Source organism: Streptomyces sp. NPDC030814, assembly GCF_055572155.1.
Window position 1 is genome coordinate 13,116 of sequence record NZ_JBVIDX010000024.1, and the last position, 17,715, is coordinate 30,830.

General features: G+C 71.6%; 11 protein-coding genes. 6 read left to right on the forward strand and 5 right to left on the reverse strand.

The genetic code is table 11. The features are described from left to right. Positions 1–8 precede the first annotated feature (8 nt). Positions 9–794, forward strand: a complete 786-nt coding sequence (locus tag ACZ43N_RS33910) for an MIP/aquaporin family protein (protein WP_468102893.1) — start codon at positions 9–11, stop codon at positions 792–794. Between the two features lie 47 nt (positions 795–841). After that, entirely contained in the window at positions 842–2,362 is a 1,521-nt protein-coding gene (glpK, locus tag ACZ43N_RS33915) for a glycerol kinase GlpK (protein WP_468102894.1), read from the forward strand. A gap of 63 nt (positions 2,363–2,425) precedes the next feature. Here the strand turns inward: glpK and ACZ43N_RS33920 are convergent, their stop codons facing one another. From ACZ43N_RS33920 to ACZ43N_RS33935, 4 genes are read right to left on the reverse strand one after another with little or no spacing between them, the layout of a single operon-like run. Continuing rightward, positions 2,426–3,031: a GTP-binding protein gene (locus tag ACZ43N_RS33920; RefSeq protein WP_468102895.1), complete on the reverse strand. Its 606-nt coding sequence runs from the start codon at positions 3,029–3,031 to the stop codon at positions 2,426–2,428. Between the two features lie 52 nt (positions 3,032–3,083). Then, positions 3,084–3,479, reverse strand: coding sequence for a DUF742 domain-containing protein (locus ACZ43N_RS33925; protein WP_468102896.1), 396 nt, complete (start codon positions 3,477–3,479; stop codon positions 3,084–3,086). A gap of 9 nt (positions 3,480–3,488) precedes the next feature. Continuing rightward, positions 3,489–3,926: a roadblock/LC7 domain-containing protein gene (locus ACZ43N_RS33930; RefSeq protein ID WP_055717220.1), complete on the reverse strand. Its 438-nt coding sequence runs from the start codon at positions 3,924–3,926 to the stop codon at positions 3,489–3,491. Continuing rightward, positions 3,923–6,781 (reverse strand): sensor histidine kinase, encoded by a 2,859-nt coding sequence (locus ACZ43N_RS33935; RefSeq protein WP_468102897.1) that lies wholly within the window; start codon positions 6,779–6,781, stop codon positions 3,923–3,925. Before ACZ43N_RS33935 ends, ACZ43N_RS33930 begins: the two co-directional genes overlap by 4 nt. Before the next feature lie 418 nt (positions 6,782–7,199). Between ACZ43N_RS33935 and ACZ43N_RS33940 the strand changes: the two genes are divergently transcribed. The 4 genes from ACZ43N_RS33940 (at position 7,200) to ACZ43N_RS33955 (ending at position 12,845) form a co-directional block, all read left to right on the forward strand. Then, entirely contained in the window at positions 7,200–7,730 is a 531-nt protein-coding gene (locus ACZ43N_RS33940; RefSeq protein ID WP_468102898.1) for a hypothetical protein, read from the forward strand. Between the two features lie 171 nt (positions 7,731–7,901). Next, on the forward strand, positions 7,902–9,368 hold the full coding sequence (locus tag ACZ43N_RS33945) for an aldehyde dehydrogenase family protein (protein WP_468102899.1): 1,467 nt from the start codon (positions 7,902–7,904) through the stop codon (positions 9,366–9,368). Positions 9,369–9,558: 190 nt separating this feature from the next. Beyond that, a complete protein-coding gene (locus ACZ43N_RS33950) occupies positions 9,559–11,163 on the forward strand; it encodes an APC family permease (protein ID WP_468102900.1) in 1,605 nt (534 codons plus the stop codon). 131 nt (positions 11,164–11,294) lie between these two features. Next, positions 11,295–12,845 carry a GMC family oxidoreductase gene (locus ACZ43N_RS33955; protein WP_468102901.1) on the forward strand — a complete coding sequence of 517 codons (1,551 nt, stop codon included), beginning with the start codon at positions 11,295–11,297 and terminating at the stop codon, positions 12,843–12,845. A gap of 69 nt (positions 12,846–12,914) precedes the next feature. Here ACZ43N_RS33955 and ACZ43N_RS33960 read toward each other — a convergent pair whose 3' ends face one another. Further along, positions 12,915–17,642 carry a hypothetical protein gene (locus ACZ43N_RS33960; protein ID WP_468102902.1) on the reverse strand — a complete coding sequence of 1,576 codons (4,728 nt, stop codon included), beginning with the start codon at positions 17,640–17,642 and terminating at the stop codon, positions 12,915–12,917. Between the last annotated feature and the right edge of the window lie 73 nt (positions 17,643–17,715).

The window sequence follows — 17,715 nt, forward strand, 5'->3', positions numbered from 1 at the left end:
GAGCCGCCATGAGCAACGCAGACATATTCCTCGGCGAGGTCATCGGTACGGCGATCCTGATTCTCTTCGGCGCCGGAGTGTGCGCCGCCGTCACCCTCAGGTTCTCGAAGGCGAGGGCATCGGGCTGGATCGTCATCGCGTTCGGCTGGGGCTTCGCCGTCCTGGCCGGTGCCTACACCGCCGCTCCCCTGTCGGGCGGGCACCTGAACCCGGCGGTGACCGTGGGGATCGCGGTCGACACGGGAACGTGGGACAAGGTCTGGGTGTATCTGCTGGGCCAGATGGTGGGCGCGATGCTCGGCGCGGTCCTCGCCTACCTCGTCTACCTCGCGCAGTTCCAGGCGAACGTCCGCAAGGAGGGCACCACTCAGGGCACGGCGGACGAGCCGACGCCGACCCTCGGGATCTTCTCCACCATCCCGGAGATCCGGAACCCCGTCGCCAACCTGATCACCGAGATCATCGCGACGATCGCGCTGGTGCTGCCGATCCTCGCCTTCGGCCGGAACACAGGGATAGGCATCGGCCAGATCCCCGGCGAAGAGGCCGGGGTCTACGGCTCCGGCATCTCCGTGCTGCTGGTGTCGTTCCTGGTCGTCGGTATCGGCCTCTCCCTGGGCGGGCCCACCGGCTACGCGATCAACCCGGCGCGTGACCTCGGCCCGCGCATCGTCCACACCTTCCTGCCGATCCCGAACAAGGGCACCTCCGACTGGGGTTACGCCTGGATCCCGGTCGTCGGCCCGCTGGCCGGCGGAATCCTCGCGGGCCTCGTCTACAACGCCGCCTTCTGACCCAACAGACGCAAGACGTGTATCGACGTAAGACGTAAGGGGATGTCATGCCGGACAACGCCCAGAAGTACGTCGCCGCCATCGACCAGGGCACCACCTCCAGCCGTTGCATCATCTTCGACCGGGGCGGCGCCATCGTCGCCGTCGACCAGCGCGAACACCGCCAGATCTTCCCCAAGCCCGGCTGGGTGGAGCACGACGCCACCGAGATCTGGTCGAAGGTGCAGGCGGTCGTCGCCGGAGCGATCGCCAAGGCGGGCCTGCGCCCGGACCAGATCAGCGCGCTCGGCATCACCAACCAGCGCGAGACGACCGTCCTGTGGGACCGGACCACGGGCAAACCCGTGCACAACGCGATCGTCTGGCAGGACACGCGTACCTCCGCGCTCTGCACCGAACTCGGCGGCTCCGACGGGCAGGACCGGTTCCGCGAGCAGACCGGTCTGCCGCTGGCCAGCTACTTCTCCGGCCCGAAGGCCGCCTGGCTGCTCGACAACGTGCCGGGGCTCAGGACCCGCGCCGAACGCGGCGAGATCGCCTTCGGCACGATCGACTCCTGGCTGATCTGGAACCTCACCGGCGGCACGGACGGCGGTCGGCACGTCACCGACGTCACCAACGCGGGGCGCACCATGCTGATGAATCTGGAGACCCTCCAGTGGGACCCCTCGATCCTCTCCGCGATGGACGTCCCGGAGGCGGTCCTCCCGGAGATCAGGTCCTCCGCCGAGGTGTACGGCACGGCCGTGGGTCAACTCGCGGGCGTACCCGTGGCGTCGGCTCTCGGCGACCAGCAGGCGGCGGTGTTCGGGCAGGCCTGCTACGACGTGGGCACCGCGAAGAACACGTACGGCACCGGTAGTTTCCTGCTGCTCAACACCGGCAACCGGCCCGTGCCCTCGAAGAGCGGACTGCTCACGACCATGGGGTACAAGATCGGTGACGAGGCGCCGGTGTACTGCCTGGAGGGGTCGATCGCGATCACGGGCGCCCTGGTGCAGTGGTTCCGCGACCAGCTCGGCATCATCCGTACCGCCGACGAGATCGAATCGCTGGCGGCGAGCGTCGACGACAACGGCGGAGCCTACATCGTGCCCGCGTTCTCGGGGCTGTTCGCCCCGTACTGGCGCTCCGACGCCCGCGGCGTCATCACCGGATTGACGCGGTACGTCACCAAGGCACATCTCGCGCGCGCGGTGCTGGAGGCGACGAGCTGGCAGACCCGGGAGGTCGTGGACGCCATGTTCCAGGACTCGGGGGTGCGCATCACGACTCTGAAGGTCGACGGCGGCATGACCCGGAACAACCTGCTGATGCAGCATCAGGCGGACGTTCTGGACGTCCCGGTGATCCGCCCGAAGGTCTCCGAGACGACGTGTCTGGGAGCCGCGTACGCGGCCGGGCTCGCCACCGGGGTGTGGAACGACCTGGACGAGCTGAAGTCGCACTGGGCCAAGGACGTCGAGTGGACACCGTCCATGGAGGGCTCCGTCCGTGACCGCGAATACCACAACTGGCGCAAGGCGGTGGAGAAGAGCCTCGGCTGGCACGAGGACGACGTCGCTTGAGCGCGTCTCAGGCCACGGCCCGTACCCCGGTCGGCGGGGGTACGGGTCGTGCTCAGGTCGTGCTCAGGTCGTGACGGACTGGCGGTGCTCCGCGGTGTACGCCATCGCGTGCCGCACGACGGCGACCAGGACGTCCTTGACGGACTCCCGCCGACGCGCGTCGCACAGCACGACCGGTACGTCAGGGTCGAGGTCGAGTGCCTGGCGGACGGTCTGCTCCGGGTAACGCGCCGCCATGTCGAAGCAGTTGACGCCGATCACGAAGGGGATGGAGCGGCGCTCGAAGTAGTCGACGGCGGCGAAGCAGTCCTCCAGGCGGCGGGTGTCGGCGAGCACCACGGCGCCCAGGGCGCCGGCGGCCAGCTCGTCCCAGAGGAACCAGAAGCGGTCCTGGCCGGGTGTGCCGAAGAGGTACAGGACGAGGTCCTCGCGCAGCGTGATGCGCCCGAAGTCCATGGCCACGGTGGTGGTGTGCTTGCCCTCCACACCGGTGGTGTCGTCGACCGGGCGGCCCGCCTCGGTCAGCACCTCCTCGGTGCGCAGCGGCTTGATCTCACTGACCGCGCCGACGAGGGTCGTCTTGCCCACGCCGAAGCCGCCGGCCACGAGGATCTTGAGCGTGACGGGCTCGACCGGAGGTGTGCCGCGCTCAGTGCGCCCGAGGATCATCGGTCTCTTCTCCTGCTGGATGGTTGTCGCGCGACGGCGGACCGCGGCCTGCTCACAGCGCCCGGAGGCCGTTGATCACGTCGCGCAGAATACTCTCGTCCACCAGTTCGGCAGGCGGAACTGGACGATTCACATGGACCAGTTCCTCGTCGACGAGGTCACCGACGAGGACACGGACCACTCCGACGGGCAGGTCCAGTTCGGCGCCCAGCTCGGCCACCGACTGCGGGGTGTCACGGCACATCTCGACGATGCGGACGTGCTCCGGGGAGAGCGAGTGGTCCTCCTCCGCATCGTCGGCATGGGGCTCCGTGACGACCACGGCGATGAGATCGAGGCGGTGCTGCACCGCGTGGCTGGTCCGGCCGCGCGTCATGGCGTACGGACGGACCACCGGTCCGGCCTCGTCGTCGAACCAGTGGCTTCTTCCCTGACCGTCTCGGCTCATGCCATCCCACTACCCGCCCTGGGGCAGATCGGTGCGTGGGGCGGAGCCCAGATGTACGCCGACCCGCTTGACCAGCAGCGTCATCTCGTACGCGACCTGCCCGATGTCGGCTTCGGCGTCGGCGAGGACGGCGAGGGCGCTGCCGTCGCCGGCGGCCGTGACGAAGAGGAAGGCCTCGTCGAGTTCGACCACGGTCTGGCGGACGTTGCCCGCCTCGAAGTGGCGGCCGACGCCCTTGGCGAGGCTGTGGAAGCCGGAGGAGACAGCGGCCAGGTGCTCGCTGTCCTCCCTGGTGAGCTCCTTGGAGACGCCCGTGGGCAGTCCGTCGCCGGAGAGCACGAGCGCCTTGCGGATGCTGGCGACGCGCTCCACCAGGTCGTCCAGGAGCCAGTTCAGCTCGCCGGACGTGCCGGTCGCGGTGGGCCCTTCGGCCTTCGGTGCGGTCATCGACCGTCCCCCTCTGTCGTTCCTCGTGGTGCTGAGACGTCTCGGGCGTCCTCGCCCTCGGCGTTCTCCTCGCGGCCTCGCTGCCAGCCCCGCTGGAGTGAGGCCATACGGCTGCGTACTTCGTCGGCGTCGCGTTCGGCGGTGTCCGGCCGGTCGGCGGCGCGAGCCCTCTCGCGCTCGACCCGTCGGGCGAGGCCGTCCTTCAACTGCGGGGCCAGATTGGCCTGTCGGACTCGACGCGGCAGTGGGCTCGGAGCTGATTCTGCCTGGTCGGCCGTCGCGTCCGTACGTGGGGTGGCCGCACCGGGAACCGGCCTCGGTGTGATCGGTGCCGGGCCGTCGGCCGCGGTCGTACGCCGCCGTTGGGGCAGTGCCGGCGGCTCGTCCCCGCCGGGCAGGGCCCCCGGCTGGTAGGCGTCGGACAGCGGAGCGGATCCGGTGCGGTCGGCGCCGGTGCGAGCCGAGGGTTCGGCGCGGTCGCCGCGCAGGGCGGTGAAGGGCCGTGGGTCGGTGATCCCCGCCTCGCGGCCCTGCGGGGCCTCCTCCTCCGGGCGGCGCGGCTTCTGGCCCGTCACCGGGCGACCGTGCGAGCTGATCAGGTGCGGCGTCCGGCGCTGCGGCAGCGGTACGGGGCCGACCGTGGGGTCGGGGTCGGTGAGGGGCGTCCGCTGCGCCTCGCCGTCGTGTGCCGCCCGGGGGTCGCCGTCGACCCCGGTGCGGGGGCGGCGCGAGCGGAACAGCTCGCCGCCTTCGGTGTCGTCGCCCAGGGTGTTCGGGAAGCCGCCGAGTGGGTCCAGGTCGACAGGCGCCTCGAGCTCCACCGGACCGTCGAGGATGGCGGCGGAGAGCCCGGGCAGCCGGACCGGCACCTGGGAGAGGGCGGCGTTGCGCTCCTCCTCCAGCTGCGCCTCCCGGGTGGGGTGGGCGCGGTCGAGGCGGAAGCCGATGCCGTTGGTGTCGGGGACGTCGTCGGTGAGGAGCGCGTCGGGGATGAACACCACGGCCGTGGTGCCGCCGTACGGCGAGGGCTGGAGGGAGACGCGGACCTTCTGCCGCTGGGCGAGCCGGCTGACCACGAAGAGGCCGAGCCGGTCGGTGTCGGACAGTTCGAAGTCGGGCGTCTCGGCCAGCTTCAGGTTGGCGTCGAGGAGCGCCTCGGCGGCCATGCCGAGGCCCCGGTCGTGGATCTCCAGGGTGAAGCCGTTGGCGACACGCTCGCCGAGGACCTGCACCGCGGTGTGCGGGGGCGAGAACACCGTGGCGTTCTCGAGGAGTTCGGCGACGAGGTGGGTGAGGTCGGCCACGGCGGGGCCGGTGACGGCGACCCGGGGCAGCCGGCGGACCTCGATGCGCTCGTAGTCCTCGACCTCGGCGACGGCGGCGCGGACGACGTCCATCAGCTGGATGGGCTTGCGCCACTGCCGCGACGGGGCGGCGCCGGAGAGGATGACCAGGCCCTCGGCGTGCCGGCGCATACGGGTGGTCAGGTGGTCGAGGCGGAAGAGGTCCGCGAGTTCCTCGGTGTCGTCGGTCCGCCGCTCCATGGTGTCGAGCAGGGTGAGCTGCTTGTGGAGCAGGACCTGGCTGCGGCGGGCGAGGTTGACGAAGACCTCGGAGATGCCGCTGCGGAGTTCGGACTGCTTGACGGCGGCCTCGACGGCGGCCCGTTGGAGCGTGTTGAGCGCCTGGCTGACCTCGCCGATCTCGTTCTTGTCGTACTCCAGGCGGGGCACTTCGGTCTCGACGTCGACCTGTTCGCCCGCGGCGAGCCGGCGCATCACGCTGGGCAGTCGCACATCGGCCGTCTCGTGGGCCTCCTGGCGCAGTCGGCGCAGGTCGCGGATGAGGACGCGGCCGATGCGAACCGACATGAACAGCGAGACCAGGAGTGCGAAGAGACCGAGGACTCCGGCGACGACGGCCTTCAGGATGACGTTGGTGGCCAGGGGACGCACGCGGTCCTGGTAGCGGTCGCCCGCCTCGATGCTGAGGTCACGGAGGTCGGAGAGCACCGGTTCCACCGCGCTGTCCCAGCTCTTGGCGCTGACGCCCGCCCGCTGTCCGGCGACGGAGCCGATGACGTCCTGCTCGACCGAGCGCAGGGGCGCCGTGTTCGCGTTCCGCCAGTAGCCGGCGAAGTGGTCGCGTTCGGAGGAGGGCAGCAGCGGCAGGGTGATGTCGTACAGCAGCGTCCGCTGTGCCACGAGGTCGGAGAAGTCGCGGATCTCGTCGCGGCTGATCCGGCCGGCGACGAGGACCGAGCTGAACAGGGCGTCCTCGCGGGAGAGCAGCTCCCGGGCCCGGCCCAGGTTGACCAGGGCGCGGCCCTGCTTGTCCATCTCCACGTTGTCGAGCGCGGGGAGGTTGGCCAGCAGGGCGAAGCAGGGGTCCACCAACTGGTTGTAGAAATTGAGGCCCTGGGTGACGGTGACGGTGCCGTCGTCGACACCCGTGCGCAGCGCCGGGAGGCCGTCGAGGGCGTCCAGGATGGCGGTGAGCCGCAGGGAGGTGGCGCCGCCCATCTCGTCCCTCAGGTCCGCGTTCTCGGCGTGGTCGCGGAACGCCGCGACGGCCTTGTCCGTGGCGGTACGGCTGCGTTCGAGGGCCGCGGCGGCGTCGGAGCCGCGCGGATCGGCGAGATGGACCAGCGTCTGGCGGCGTTCCTGCTGGAGGACACGGATGGTGTCCTCGGTGGGGAAGCCGATCTCCTCGACGATGTCGGCCACTCGGAAGAGGTCGCTCGCCGCACGCCCCGTCAGCACCGTGGCGAACGCCCAGACGCTGGTCAGTGCGATCAGGGGCACGAGCAGCAGCGCCACGATCTTCCGGCGGATCGACTTCCCGCGAAAGCGCATGGCCTCCCCCAGCTCATCCCCCGCCGGCCCGGGGGCACACATGTGCGTCAACAAACGGCGTGAGCCTACTACCGACACGTGGGTATCTCGAAGGGCCGTCCGCCCGCACCGCTCGCCCACGGCGAACCGGACACGGGGAGTTGTCCGTTCATGGGGGAGATTGCCGCCCCCTGTCGGGCAGTTGAACCCATGACATCCCGTCGGGGAAGTTGGCCGGTTGGCCGGATTTTTGCGTTCCTTGGGAATCTTTCGGCGCTCCTCGATCGTCTTTCTGTACGGGAATGGGGGACGGAAGGGGCGACAGCCCCCGCAAGCCGACCCCGGGTGGCGTAATTCAGAGGAAGTCGGGCACTTGAGGGGGGCCGGGTCTCGTGATCCCGGAGCTCTTGGGCCACCGGCGGTGGGGAGTGACAAGTTGATGGGCACGGCGGAGCGGCAAGTAGCGCCCGAGGACGACGCGGTGGCGACGGGCATGGCACCGGAGCGCGGCCTCCGGGAGGGCGGGCGTGTCGCGGTGGAAGAGAAGAGGCTCTCCGCCAGGGACGAAGAGCGGATGCATTACCGGCCGTTGTGGATCGAGGAGCCGGCGCGCCGTCGCCGCCTGCCCGATCCGGTGCGGACGGCGGCGGTGCGCGCGGTGCTCATCATCGCGGTGACGCTGATTCAGGCGATGGTGGCCGTCCTGTGCACACTGGCCGGTTCGTGGCTGGCCTTCCCCATGGTCCTCAGCAGCGTGGCGAGTACGGTCGCGGCGACCTGGGGCGTGCTGGACGTCTGGGTGACCCGGCAGGTGTGGAGCCAGCGCAACGGCGTGGTGTCGGCCCCCAGCAGCACGGCACGCGCGCTGCGGCGCGAGCGTCGGCGGGCACGCCGCGAGGCCCGCGCGGTGGAGCGCACGCAGGCGCGGATACGCCGTCGGGGCGGCGCCGGCCAGCTGTCGCATCCCTAGGCTCCGGCCCGTCTCCTCGTTTCTCCTGGCCGTTCCTCTGGCCGTTCCTCCTGGCCATGCGTGTCAGCCGTCACATTTGACTGGCCGCTTGGCATAGAACGCGGTCTTCCGGTTAGGCGCTCAGCCGCAAGGGCGCCAGCAGCACGGCGCTGACCAGGAGGAACGAGGGATATGCCCGAACTTTTCATCGGCGGAGCGTGGCGCGCCGCGCTCGACGGGCGGACGCGTGAGATCCGCTGTCCCGCCGACGGCAGCCTGGTCGCCGTCGTCGACGAGGCCGGCCGTGAGGACACCGTGGAGGCGATCGCCGCCGCACGTCACGCCTTCGACGAGGGCCCGTGGCCCACGACTCCGGCCGCCGAGCGGGGCGCCCTGCTGCTGCGGGTCGCCGACCTGCTCGTACGCGACAAGGACGCGCTCGCCCGCGCCGAATCGCTCGACACCGGCAAGCGGCTGGTGGAGAGCGAGTACGACATGGACGACATCGCGAACTGCTTCCGCTACTTCGGCCACGCGGCCACCGCCGAGGCGGGCCGGGTCGTGGACACCGGACAGGAGGGCATCGACAGCCGGGTCGTGCACGAGCCGGTCGGGGTGTGCGCGCTGATCACCCCGTGGAACTACCCCCTGCTCCAGACGGCCTGGAAGGTCGCCCCGGCGCTCGCGGCCGGCAACACCTTCGTACTGAAGCCCAGCGAGCTCACCCCGCACACGGCGATCCATCTGATGCGGCTCCTGGAGGAGGCCGGGCTGCCGCCGGGCACGGCCAATCTGGTCCTGGGCGCCGGCCCCGAGGCGGGTGCCCCCCTCTCGGACCATCCGGACGTGGACCTCGTCTCGTTCACCGGTGGTCTCCAGACGGGCCGGCGCTTGATGGCGAACGCCGCCGCGAGCGTGAAGAAGGTCGCGCTGGAGCTCGGCGGCAAGAACCCGAACATCGTGTTCGCCGACGCCGACTTCGACACCGCCGTCGACATGGCCCTCACCGCCGTGTTCCTGCACTCGGGCCAGGTGTGCTCCGCCGGCGCCCGGCTGCTGGTCGAGGACTCGCTGCACGACCGGTTCGTCGACGAGGTCGTACGCCGGGCCGAGCGGATCCGGCTGGGCGGCCCGTTCGACGAGCAGGCGCAGACCGGGCCGCTGATCTCGGCGGCGCACCTGAGGAAGGTCGAGGAGTACGTCGCCAAGGGCGTCGCGGAGGGCGCGGTACTGCGCTGTGGAGGCGAGCGGCCGTCCGGTGAGGCGTACGGCCGGGGCTTCTACTATCTGCCGACCGTCCTGGACGAGTGCGCGAGCAGGATGTCCGTGGTCCAGGAAGAGTCGTTCGGGCCGGTGCTGACCGTGGAGCGGTTCAGCAGCGAGGCCGAGGCCGTACGGCTGGCGAACGACACCGTCTATGGTCTGGCCGGGGCGGTCTGGACGACGGACGAGGCCAAGGCCCGGCGGGTCGCCGCCCGGCTGCGGCTCGGCACGGTGTGGATCAACGACTACCACCCGTACGTCCCGCAGGCGGAGTGGGGCGGTTACAAGCAGTCCGGCTTCGGCCGCGAGCTCGGGCCCGCGGGGCTCGCGGAGTACCGCGAGACGAAGCACATCTGGCGCAACACGGATCCCGCACCGCAGGGCTGGTTCGCCTGACCCCCTTGTTTCGCACAACTCCCTTGTGGCGCACAACTCCCTTGTGATGAGTGGGAGTTGAGGCGTACGTATAACTCTTCTTCCGTGTCCGCGGATGCGGTCCCCTTCCCTGCCCGTGCCCCACGGGAGCCCCGTCCCGGCACCCGTGAGAGCCGCTCCCTCTTTCCCCAAGGCCCCCAGGAGTCCGCTCATGTCGACCATCGAGCAACCGACCGGCCCGCAGAAACCAGACGATGACGCCGAACTCGCCGAGTTCGGCTACAAACCCGAACTCAAGCGCACCCTCGGCAACTTCCACACCTTCGCCGCGGGGATCAGCTACATCTCCATCCTCACCGGCACCTTCCAGCTGTTCTACTTCGGCTACGGCAGCGGCGGTCCCGCCTACTGGTGGTCGTGGCCGATGGTGTTCGTCGGCCAGTTCATGGTGGCGCTCTGTTTCGCCGAACTGGCGGCGCGCTACCCGGTGGCGGGCTCCGTCTACAACTGGTCGAAGAAGATGGGCAATCCGCATCTGGGCTGGCTCGCCGGCTGGATGATGCTGACCGCGTCGATCGTGTCGATCGCGGCGGTGGCGCTCGCCTACCAGCTGACGCTGCCGCAGATCTCCGATGTGTTCCAGTTCGTCGGGGACGGCACCGGCACCTATGACGTGGCGACCAACGCGGTCATCCTGGCCGCGGTGCTGATCCTGTTCACCACGCTGGTGAACGCCTTCGGCGTGAAGCTGATGGCCACGATCAACACGGCGGGTGTATTCATCGAGCTGATCGCCACCGTCGTGCTGATCGTCCTGTTCGCGGTGCACATCACGCGTGGTCCGCAGGTCGTCCTGGAGACGAACGGCACCGGCGAGGGGTACGGCGGCGCCGGGTATCTGGGCGCGTTCCTCGTGGCCTCGCTGGCGTCGGCGTACGTCATGTACGGCTTCGACACGGCCGCCTCGCTCGGTGAGGAGTCGCTGGACCCGTCCCGGAACGCGCCGCGCGCCATCATCCGTGCGATCGTCGCCTCCTTCGTGCTCGGCGGTCTGATCCTGCTGCTGGCGCTGATGAGCGTTTCCAGCCTGAAGGGCGAGAAGCTGTCCACGGACGGTCTGCAGTACGTCGTGCTCGACGTGCTCGGCCCGACGGCCGGCAAGGCGATGCTCTGGTGCGTGCTGATCGCGGTCACGGTGTGCGCACTCGCCGTGCACACGGCGGCGATCCGCCTGGCCTTCGCGATGGCCCGCGACAACAACCTGCCCGCGTCCTCGCTGCTGGCCAAGGTCAGCCCTCGCTTCCAGACCCCGGTCCTCCCGGCCGTGATCATCGGCGTGCTGGCCCTCGCGATCCTGGTCGTGAACATCCGCCAGCCGCAGATCTTCACCGTGGTGACCAGCATCGGCATCATCATGATCTACCTCGCCTACCTCGGCGTCACCGTGCCGATGCTGGTGGCGCGGCTGCGCGGCACGTGGCAGCCGGCGGGCGACGGCAGGTTCTCCCTGGGCCGCTGGGGCCTCCTCGTCAACGCCCTGGCCGTCCTGTGGGGCGCGGGCATGACCGTCAACCTGATCTGGCCCCGGGCCTCCGTCTACAACGCGACCGAGCCGTTCCACTGGTACCTGCGCTGGGGCGCGGTCCTCTTCGTCGGGATCATCGCCGGCGGCGGCTTCGCCTACTACTGGTTCGTCCAGCGGCACAGGACCGGTGTGCTCGCCGAGCACGCGATGCCGGCCACCACGACCGGCGCCGCGCCCTCCGGCCCGACCACGCCGCCCGCCCCGCCCGTCGCCGCCCCGGCCGCCGACTGACCGAACCCGGCACCGGACGCACCGGGCTACCGACAGAGCCCGGCTCGCCAGGACCGGGCCCAGCACAGAACGCGCGGTCCCCGGCGCCGATCCGCAGGGGACCGCATGCCCCACATGGAGAACAACTCCCCATGAGCCCAGAAGAGTTCGATTACGTCGTGGTCGGCGGCGGCACCGCGGGAAACGTGGTCGCGGCCCGGCTGTCCGAGGACCCGTCGGTCACGGTGTGCGTCCTGGAGGCGGGACCCAGCGACGTCGGCGACGACGCCGTCCTGAGACTGGAACGCTGGATGGGCCTGCTGGAGTCCGGCTACGACTGGGACTACCCCGTCGAGCCGCAGTCCAGCGGCAACAGCTTCATGCGGCACGCCCGCGCGAAGGTTCTCGGCGGCTGCTCCTCCCACAACTCCTGCATCGCCTTCTGGGCTCCCGCGGAGGATCTGGACGACTGGGCGGCGGCAGGCTGCACGGGCTGGTCCGCGGCCGACCTCTTCCCGCTCTACCGGCGGCTGGAGAACAACGACGCCCCGGGCGACCACCACGGCCGCAGCGGGCCGGTCAAACTCCGCACGCTCAAGAGCGACGACCCGTGCGGGACCGCGCTGCTGGAGGCGTGCGCCCAGGCCGGGATACCGACGACGCCCTTCAACTCCGGTACCACGGTGATCCGGGGCGCCAACTGGTTCCAGATCAACTCCGACGAGAACAACATCCGGCAGTCCTCCTCGGTGGCGTATCTGCACCCGATCATGGGCAAGCGGCCGAACCTTGAGATACGCACGGGCGTCCGCGCCAAGAAGCTGGTGCTGGAGGGGCGGCGCTGCGTCGGCGCCGAGTACCTCGACCCGGACCAGATCCACACCCGCACCGTCCGGGCCCGGCGCGAGGTCATCGTCTCCTGCGGCTCCATCGACACACCGAAGCTCCTGATGCTCTCCGGGATCGGCCCCGCCGAGCACCTGCGCGAGGTCGGCGTGGACGTGGTCGTGGACTCGGCGGGCGTCGGCGAGAACCTCCAGGACCACCCCGAGGGGGTCATCATGTGGGAGGCGAAGCAACCGATGACCACCACGTCCAGCCAGTGGTGGGAGGCGGGCATCTTCTACGACACCGAGCCCGGTCTGGACCGCCCCGACCTGATGTTCCACTACGGGTCCGTGCCGTTCGACATGAACACGGCCCGGCACGGCTACCCCACGACCGAGAACGCGTTCTGCCTGACGCCGAACGTGACGCGGGCGAAGTCGCGCGGCACGGTACGGCTGCGCACCCGGGACTACCGGGACAAGCCGAAGGTCGATCCGCGGTATTTCACCCACGAGCACGATGTGCGGGTGATGACGTACGGGTTGCGGCTGGCCCGGCGGATCGCCGCGCAGCCGGCGCTGAGCGGATGGGCGGGGGCCGAACTGGCGCCCGGTCCCGACGTACAGACCGACGAGGAGCTGTTCGACTACATCCGCAGGACGCACAACACCGTCTACCACCCGGCCTGCACGGTGAAGATGGGTGCGGACGACGACCCCTCGGCTCCGCTCGACGCGCGGCTGCGGGTCAAGGGGGTCGAGGGGGTGCGGGTGGCCGACGGATCGGTGATGCCGGACCTGGTGACCGTCAATCCCTGCATCACGACGATGATGATCGGCGAGAAGTGTGCGGATCTGCTGAAGGCCGACGCGTAGGCGCGGCGCCGGCGAGGCAGTGGGGAACCGCGGGTCCGTTTCCGCCGGTCGCGCAGTTCCCCGCGCCCCTCATGGGGTTGCGGCGGGCCTTTTGTACATCCTCGTCGCCGTGATCTCGCTGTGCACCGCCTCTCCCGCCCGGGGCTGTTGCGGCAGTCCCGGGCGGAGGTGTTCCTCGACGCTGATGTACTTCAGGCCGGCGCGGAGGTCGGCGTCGTTGCGGAGGCGGATGACCAGGGGGAATTCGGCCAGCGCGGTGGTGTCGAAAAGACCGGTCGTGTAGAGGAGCTGGACGCCGAGGGCGTCCGACACGGCCCGCTGCAGCTCCAGCAGGTACGTCGCGTTGGCGCGACCGATGGGGTTGTCGAGGAACAGGGTGCCGGCGTGGCGGTGCCTGTCACGGCCCCGGTCGTTGCTGCGGAGCGCGGCCATCGTGCAGTAGAGGGCGATGGCCGCGGTGAGCAGCTGGCCCCCGGAGAAGACGTCGCCCATCTGTCCGACGGGGACCCGCTCGGCGCGCAGCACGGCGTCGGGCTTGAGGATCTCGACGGCGACGCCCTTGGGCTGGAGCGCCGCGCTGACCCCGCGCAGCAGCAGGGACATGCCGTCCCGCCGCATGTCGGAGTTCTTCTTGACGGCCGCGCGGGTCGCCTCGTCGATGACCTCGCCGAGCCGCTCGGTGAGCGTCGCCTGGTCGGGTTCCTCGAAGCGGATCCGCAGGAACTCCTGGCCGGACCACTCCCCCAGGCCCTCGGGGAGCCTGGACAGCCGCTGGGCCGAGCGCAGTGTGGCGAGCGCGGACTCCACGAGGCCGCGCAGCCGGTCCACGATCGAGTCGCGGTTGCGCTCCAGCTGCGCCAGCTCGTCGGTCAGGACCCGGAGCCGGGGCGCGAAGGCGTCCGCCCACTTCTGGGCGTGCTCGGGCAGCGCTGAGGCGGGCAGCTCGCGGATCTGCTGGCGGGCCGGGGTGCGCACCTGCTCGTAGCGGGTGGAGTTGGCGTGCCGTACGAGAATGTCGCTGGCCTCGCGTACCGCGCCCTCGGCGGCGGAGAGGTCGGTGGCGCAGCCGCGCAGGGAGCGGCGGGTCTCGGCGGCGGCCCCTCGGGCCTCCTCGAGGGAGCCGGGGTAGGGCTCGGGCTCCTCCTGGTCGTCATCCGTGGTGTGGTCGCGCAGGAGGTCCCTGAGCAGGGCGGCCGTCTCGTCGAAGCCGCCGGCCGCGTCCTCGGCGGCGCGGTGGGCCGCGAGCAGCTCGGCGTGGGCCTCGCGGGCCTGGGTCAGCGCCTCGGTGCGGGAGGCGAGCTCGGCGGTGGCGGTGCGCAGCAGCGCCTGGGCGTGGTCGGCGTCGCGCGGAAGAAGTTCCTCGGGCAGCTCGGTGTGCGCCTCGCCGTCCTCGGGCGCGTGCCGCTCGGCCTCGCCGCGCAGCCGTCCGAGCTGCTCGCTCGCGGTCGACATACGGGTCTCCAGGACCTGCACCAGCTCCTCCGCGCGGGCCGCCGCCGCCTGCCGGGAGGGGCCGTCGGAGCCGTCGGGCGACTGGAGGAGTTGCTCGGCGCGGTTGCGGACCTTGTTGCTGAGCCGGTCCAGTTCAGCGCGGGCCGCGCTCTCGTCGCTCTCGGCCCGGGCCTGCTCGGCGCGCAGGTCGGCGCCCACGCCGACCTTCTCGTACACCTGGGAGGCGGCGCGGTAGGCCTCGCGGAGGGCGGCGAGGGGCTGCTTGGGCGCGTCGGTGTCCGCTTCCGGTACGTCATCGGGGGCGCCCGCGATCTCCGCGCGCTCGGCGCGCAGCGCACGCGCCGTGCGGCGTGCGTCGTCGGCGGCGCGCTGGGTGGCGCGGCGGTCCTCGTCGGCGGCGCGGGCCCGCTCCAGACAGGTCTGGGCGCGGGCCTCGGACTCGGCGGCCTCGTCGGCGAGTTCGCGGAGCTTGACCTGCCAGCCGGCGCGTTCGCGCAGCCGGAAGGCGAGCCCGGCGAGGGCGTCGGCGGCCCGCCGGGCCTTCTGCGCGGCCTCCTGCCGCTCGTCCCGCACCTGAGCTGCCTCGGCCGCCGCCTCCTCGGCCTCCGCCCGCGCGGTCCGGGCCTCGGCCAGCTCGGCCTCCGCCTCCTCGGCGAACGCGCGGGTCTCCCGCGCGGTCGTGGCCAGCTCGGTGAGCCGGCCCGCCGGGCAGCCCGTGCGCCAGGAGGCGAGGCGCGCCGCGAGCTCCCGGTCCTTGCCGAGCCGTGCCGCGAGGGCGCGGATCTCCTCGTCGCGCTGCGTGGCCCTGGCGCGCAGTGCCTGGCGCTCCTCGTCGGCGGCGCGCTCGTCGTGCATGGCCGGGTTCGGGGGGACGAGGAACACCTCGGAAGAGGTGCCGTCGCCCGCGTCGAGGGGCGGCGTCGGCGCCAGCAGGGCGGCGGCCGTGCCGACGGCGACGGCGGACCGGGGGAGCAGGGCCGCGTCGCTCAGTGCCTCACGGGCGCGGACGTGGGAGTCCGGGTCGGTGATGATGACGCCGTCGACCAGCTCCGGCCGCGCGGCCAGCACGCGCGCGTGGTCGGCGGGGTCCACGGCCTGGGCGAGGTACCGCCAGCCGGGCAGCGCGGGGATGCCGTGCTCGCCGAGGTACTCGACGGTGGCCAGCACGTCGGGGCCCGGCGGCAGCAGTCCGCCGTCGCCGAGGGCGCCGAGGATGCGGGAGTCGTCGGCGGCGGCGGTGCGCAGTTCGAAGAGGTGGCGCTCGGCGGAGGACACGTTCTCGTCGAGCAGTTCCCGCAGCTCGTCCGCGAAGCGGTCCAGCTCCTCGGGAGTGAGGTGGCCGTCACCCGAGGAGCCGGAGGCGTCGGGGCCTGGGCCGTCGGCCGGTCCGGCGGCGGATCCCGGCCGGTCCGGCTCGGCGGACCTCGCGGCCGCCGTACCGCCCGGGCCGTCGGTGGCTGCGCGGGGTACGGGCACACCGGCCCGGCTCCCGCGGGAGGCGCCCGGCAGGCTCAGCAGCTCGGCGAGGCGCTCCTCCGCCGCGAGGGTCTCCGCAGTGCGCCGCTCCCCGTCGTACGCGCGCTCGGCGGCGATGGCGGCGTCCGCCGCGCGGGCCGCCGTCAGCTCGGCGCGGGACTCGGCGGAGGCCGCCTCCCTGGCGTGCTCGGAGGCACGTCGTGAGGCCTCGCGGGCGGCGTCCCAGGCGGCGACGGCGGTCTTCTCGGCGTCGCTGGCGGCGAGGGCGGCCCTGGCGGGGTCGGCGTCGGGCGCGCTGTCGTCGAGCCAGCCGGCCCGGACCGCCTCGGCGGTCTCCTGCTCGACCTCGCTGAGCCGCTGCTTCAGGTGCCCGATCTCGCTGCGGGCGCGCTGTGCCTCGGTGGCCGCCGCCGTGGAGTCCCGGTGGGCGGCCTCGCCGATCTCCTGGAGGGCGGCCGACCGCTCCTCCCCCTCGTTGGCGAGGTTCTCGGCGCTCTCGGCGGCCGTGTGCAGGGCGCGGACGAGGTCGACGGCGGCCTTGGCGCGGGCGGCGAGCGCGGGGGCCGCGTCCCGCTCGGCCTCCTGGATGGCGGCGGCCACGCGCGCGACACGGTCGGCGGCGGCACGGTGCCTGAGGACGGCTTCGGCGGCCTGCCAGGCGGAGTGCAGGGTGCGGGCGTCGGCCAGTTCCCGCTTCTGGGCGGCGGCCGACTTCTCGGCGGCGGCCAGCGCGAGGGAGGCGTGCCGGTAGGCGAGTTCCGCCGCGATCAGCGCACTGCGCTCGCGGGCGCCCTCGGCGTGTGTGACCGCGTACGCGGCGGCCGTGACGCGCTGGGCCAGGTCGGTGCCCCTGACCCGTTCCCGGGTGGCCCGGGCGGAGAGCCGCCGGGCCAGGGTGCGGGTCCGTCGCTCGGCGGCCGTGTGGATGTCACGTGCGTGCGACCGTGCCTCGGCGGCCTCCACGATCCGGCCGAGCAGGTCCACGGACCCGGCGGTGAAGTCGCGTTCGGCGATCAGTTCGGCACGGCGTCCCAGCTTGTTGCCGAATCCGCCGACCAGGTCGGCGAGCCCGTCGGTGTCCCGTGTGTCGGTGACCGCGCGCAGCAGCAGGTCGGTGAAGTCGGAATCCTTCTTGACCGCGAAGAGACCGGCGGCCTCACCCTCGTCGGCGTTCATCTCCCGCTGGTAGCGGAAGAGTTCGGGGTCGAGGCCGAGATCCGTCAGATGTTCGTTCCAGCGGTCGTGGATCTCCTCCCAGTGCACTTCGAGGTGCGGGTAAGCCTTGCCCGCCTCGGTGAGGGCGTCCCGGAACCCCTTCATGGTCCGCCGCCGCCCCTGCGCGCCGGAGGCGCCCTCCGCGGGGGGCCGTACGGCGGTGGACTCGGCGACGGGGAGGTTGTCGAGGCTCAGGCCGGGGCCGGGCCGGAAGGAGTACCAGGCTTCGGCGAACTTCCGCGGGTCGTTGGAGACCTGGCGTCCGCGCCACTCGCTCACCTTGCCCACGACCACGCACTCACCGGTGAGCGTGTGCTGCCACTCCAGCGCGACGTGTCCGCAGTCGTCGGCGAGCAGGAACTTCCGCAGCACACCCGAGCTGGCCCCGCCGAGGGTGTTGCGGTGCCCCGGCAGCATCACCGAGAAGATCAGCTTGAGCAGCACCGACTTGCCGCCGCCGTTCTCCAGGAAGAGCACGCCCGCGGGCGCGGGACGGCGCGGCGGCCCGGTGGGCTCCTCCTCGAAGAACTCCGCCTGCTGTGGCGCGGGGTCGGGCACGGGCTCGCCGACACCCCTCAGGTCCAGCACGGTGTCGGCGTAACGCGCACCGGCCGGCCCGATGGAGTAGAGGCGGACCCGGGACAGCTCGTACATGGTGGGGGACTTTCGCGGTCGTGAGGGTGGTTCGTGCGGAGGCGTTGGTGGCGGCGGTACGTGCGGATCAGAA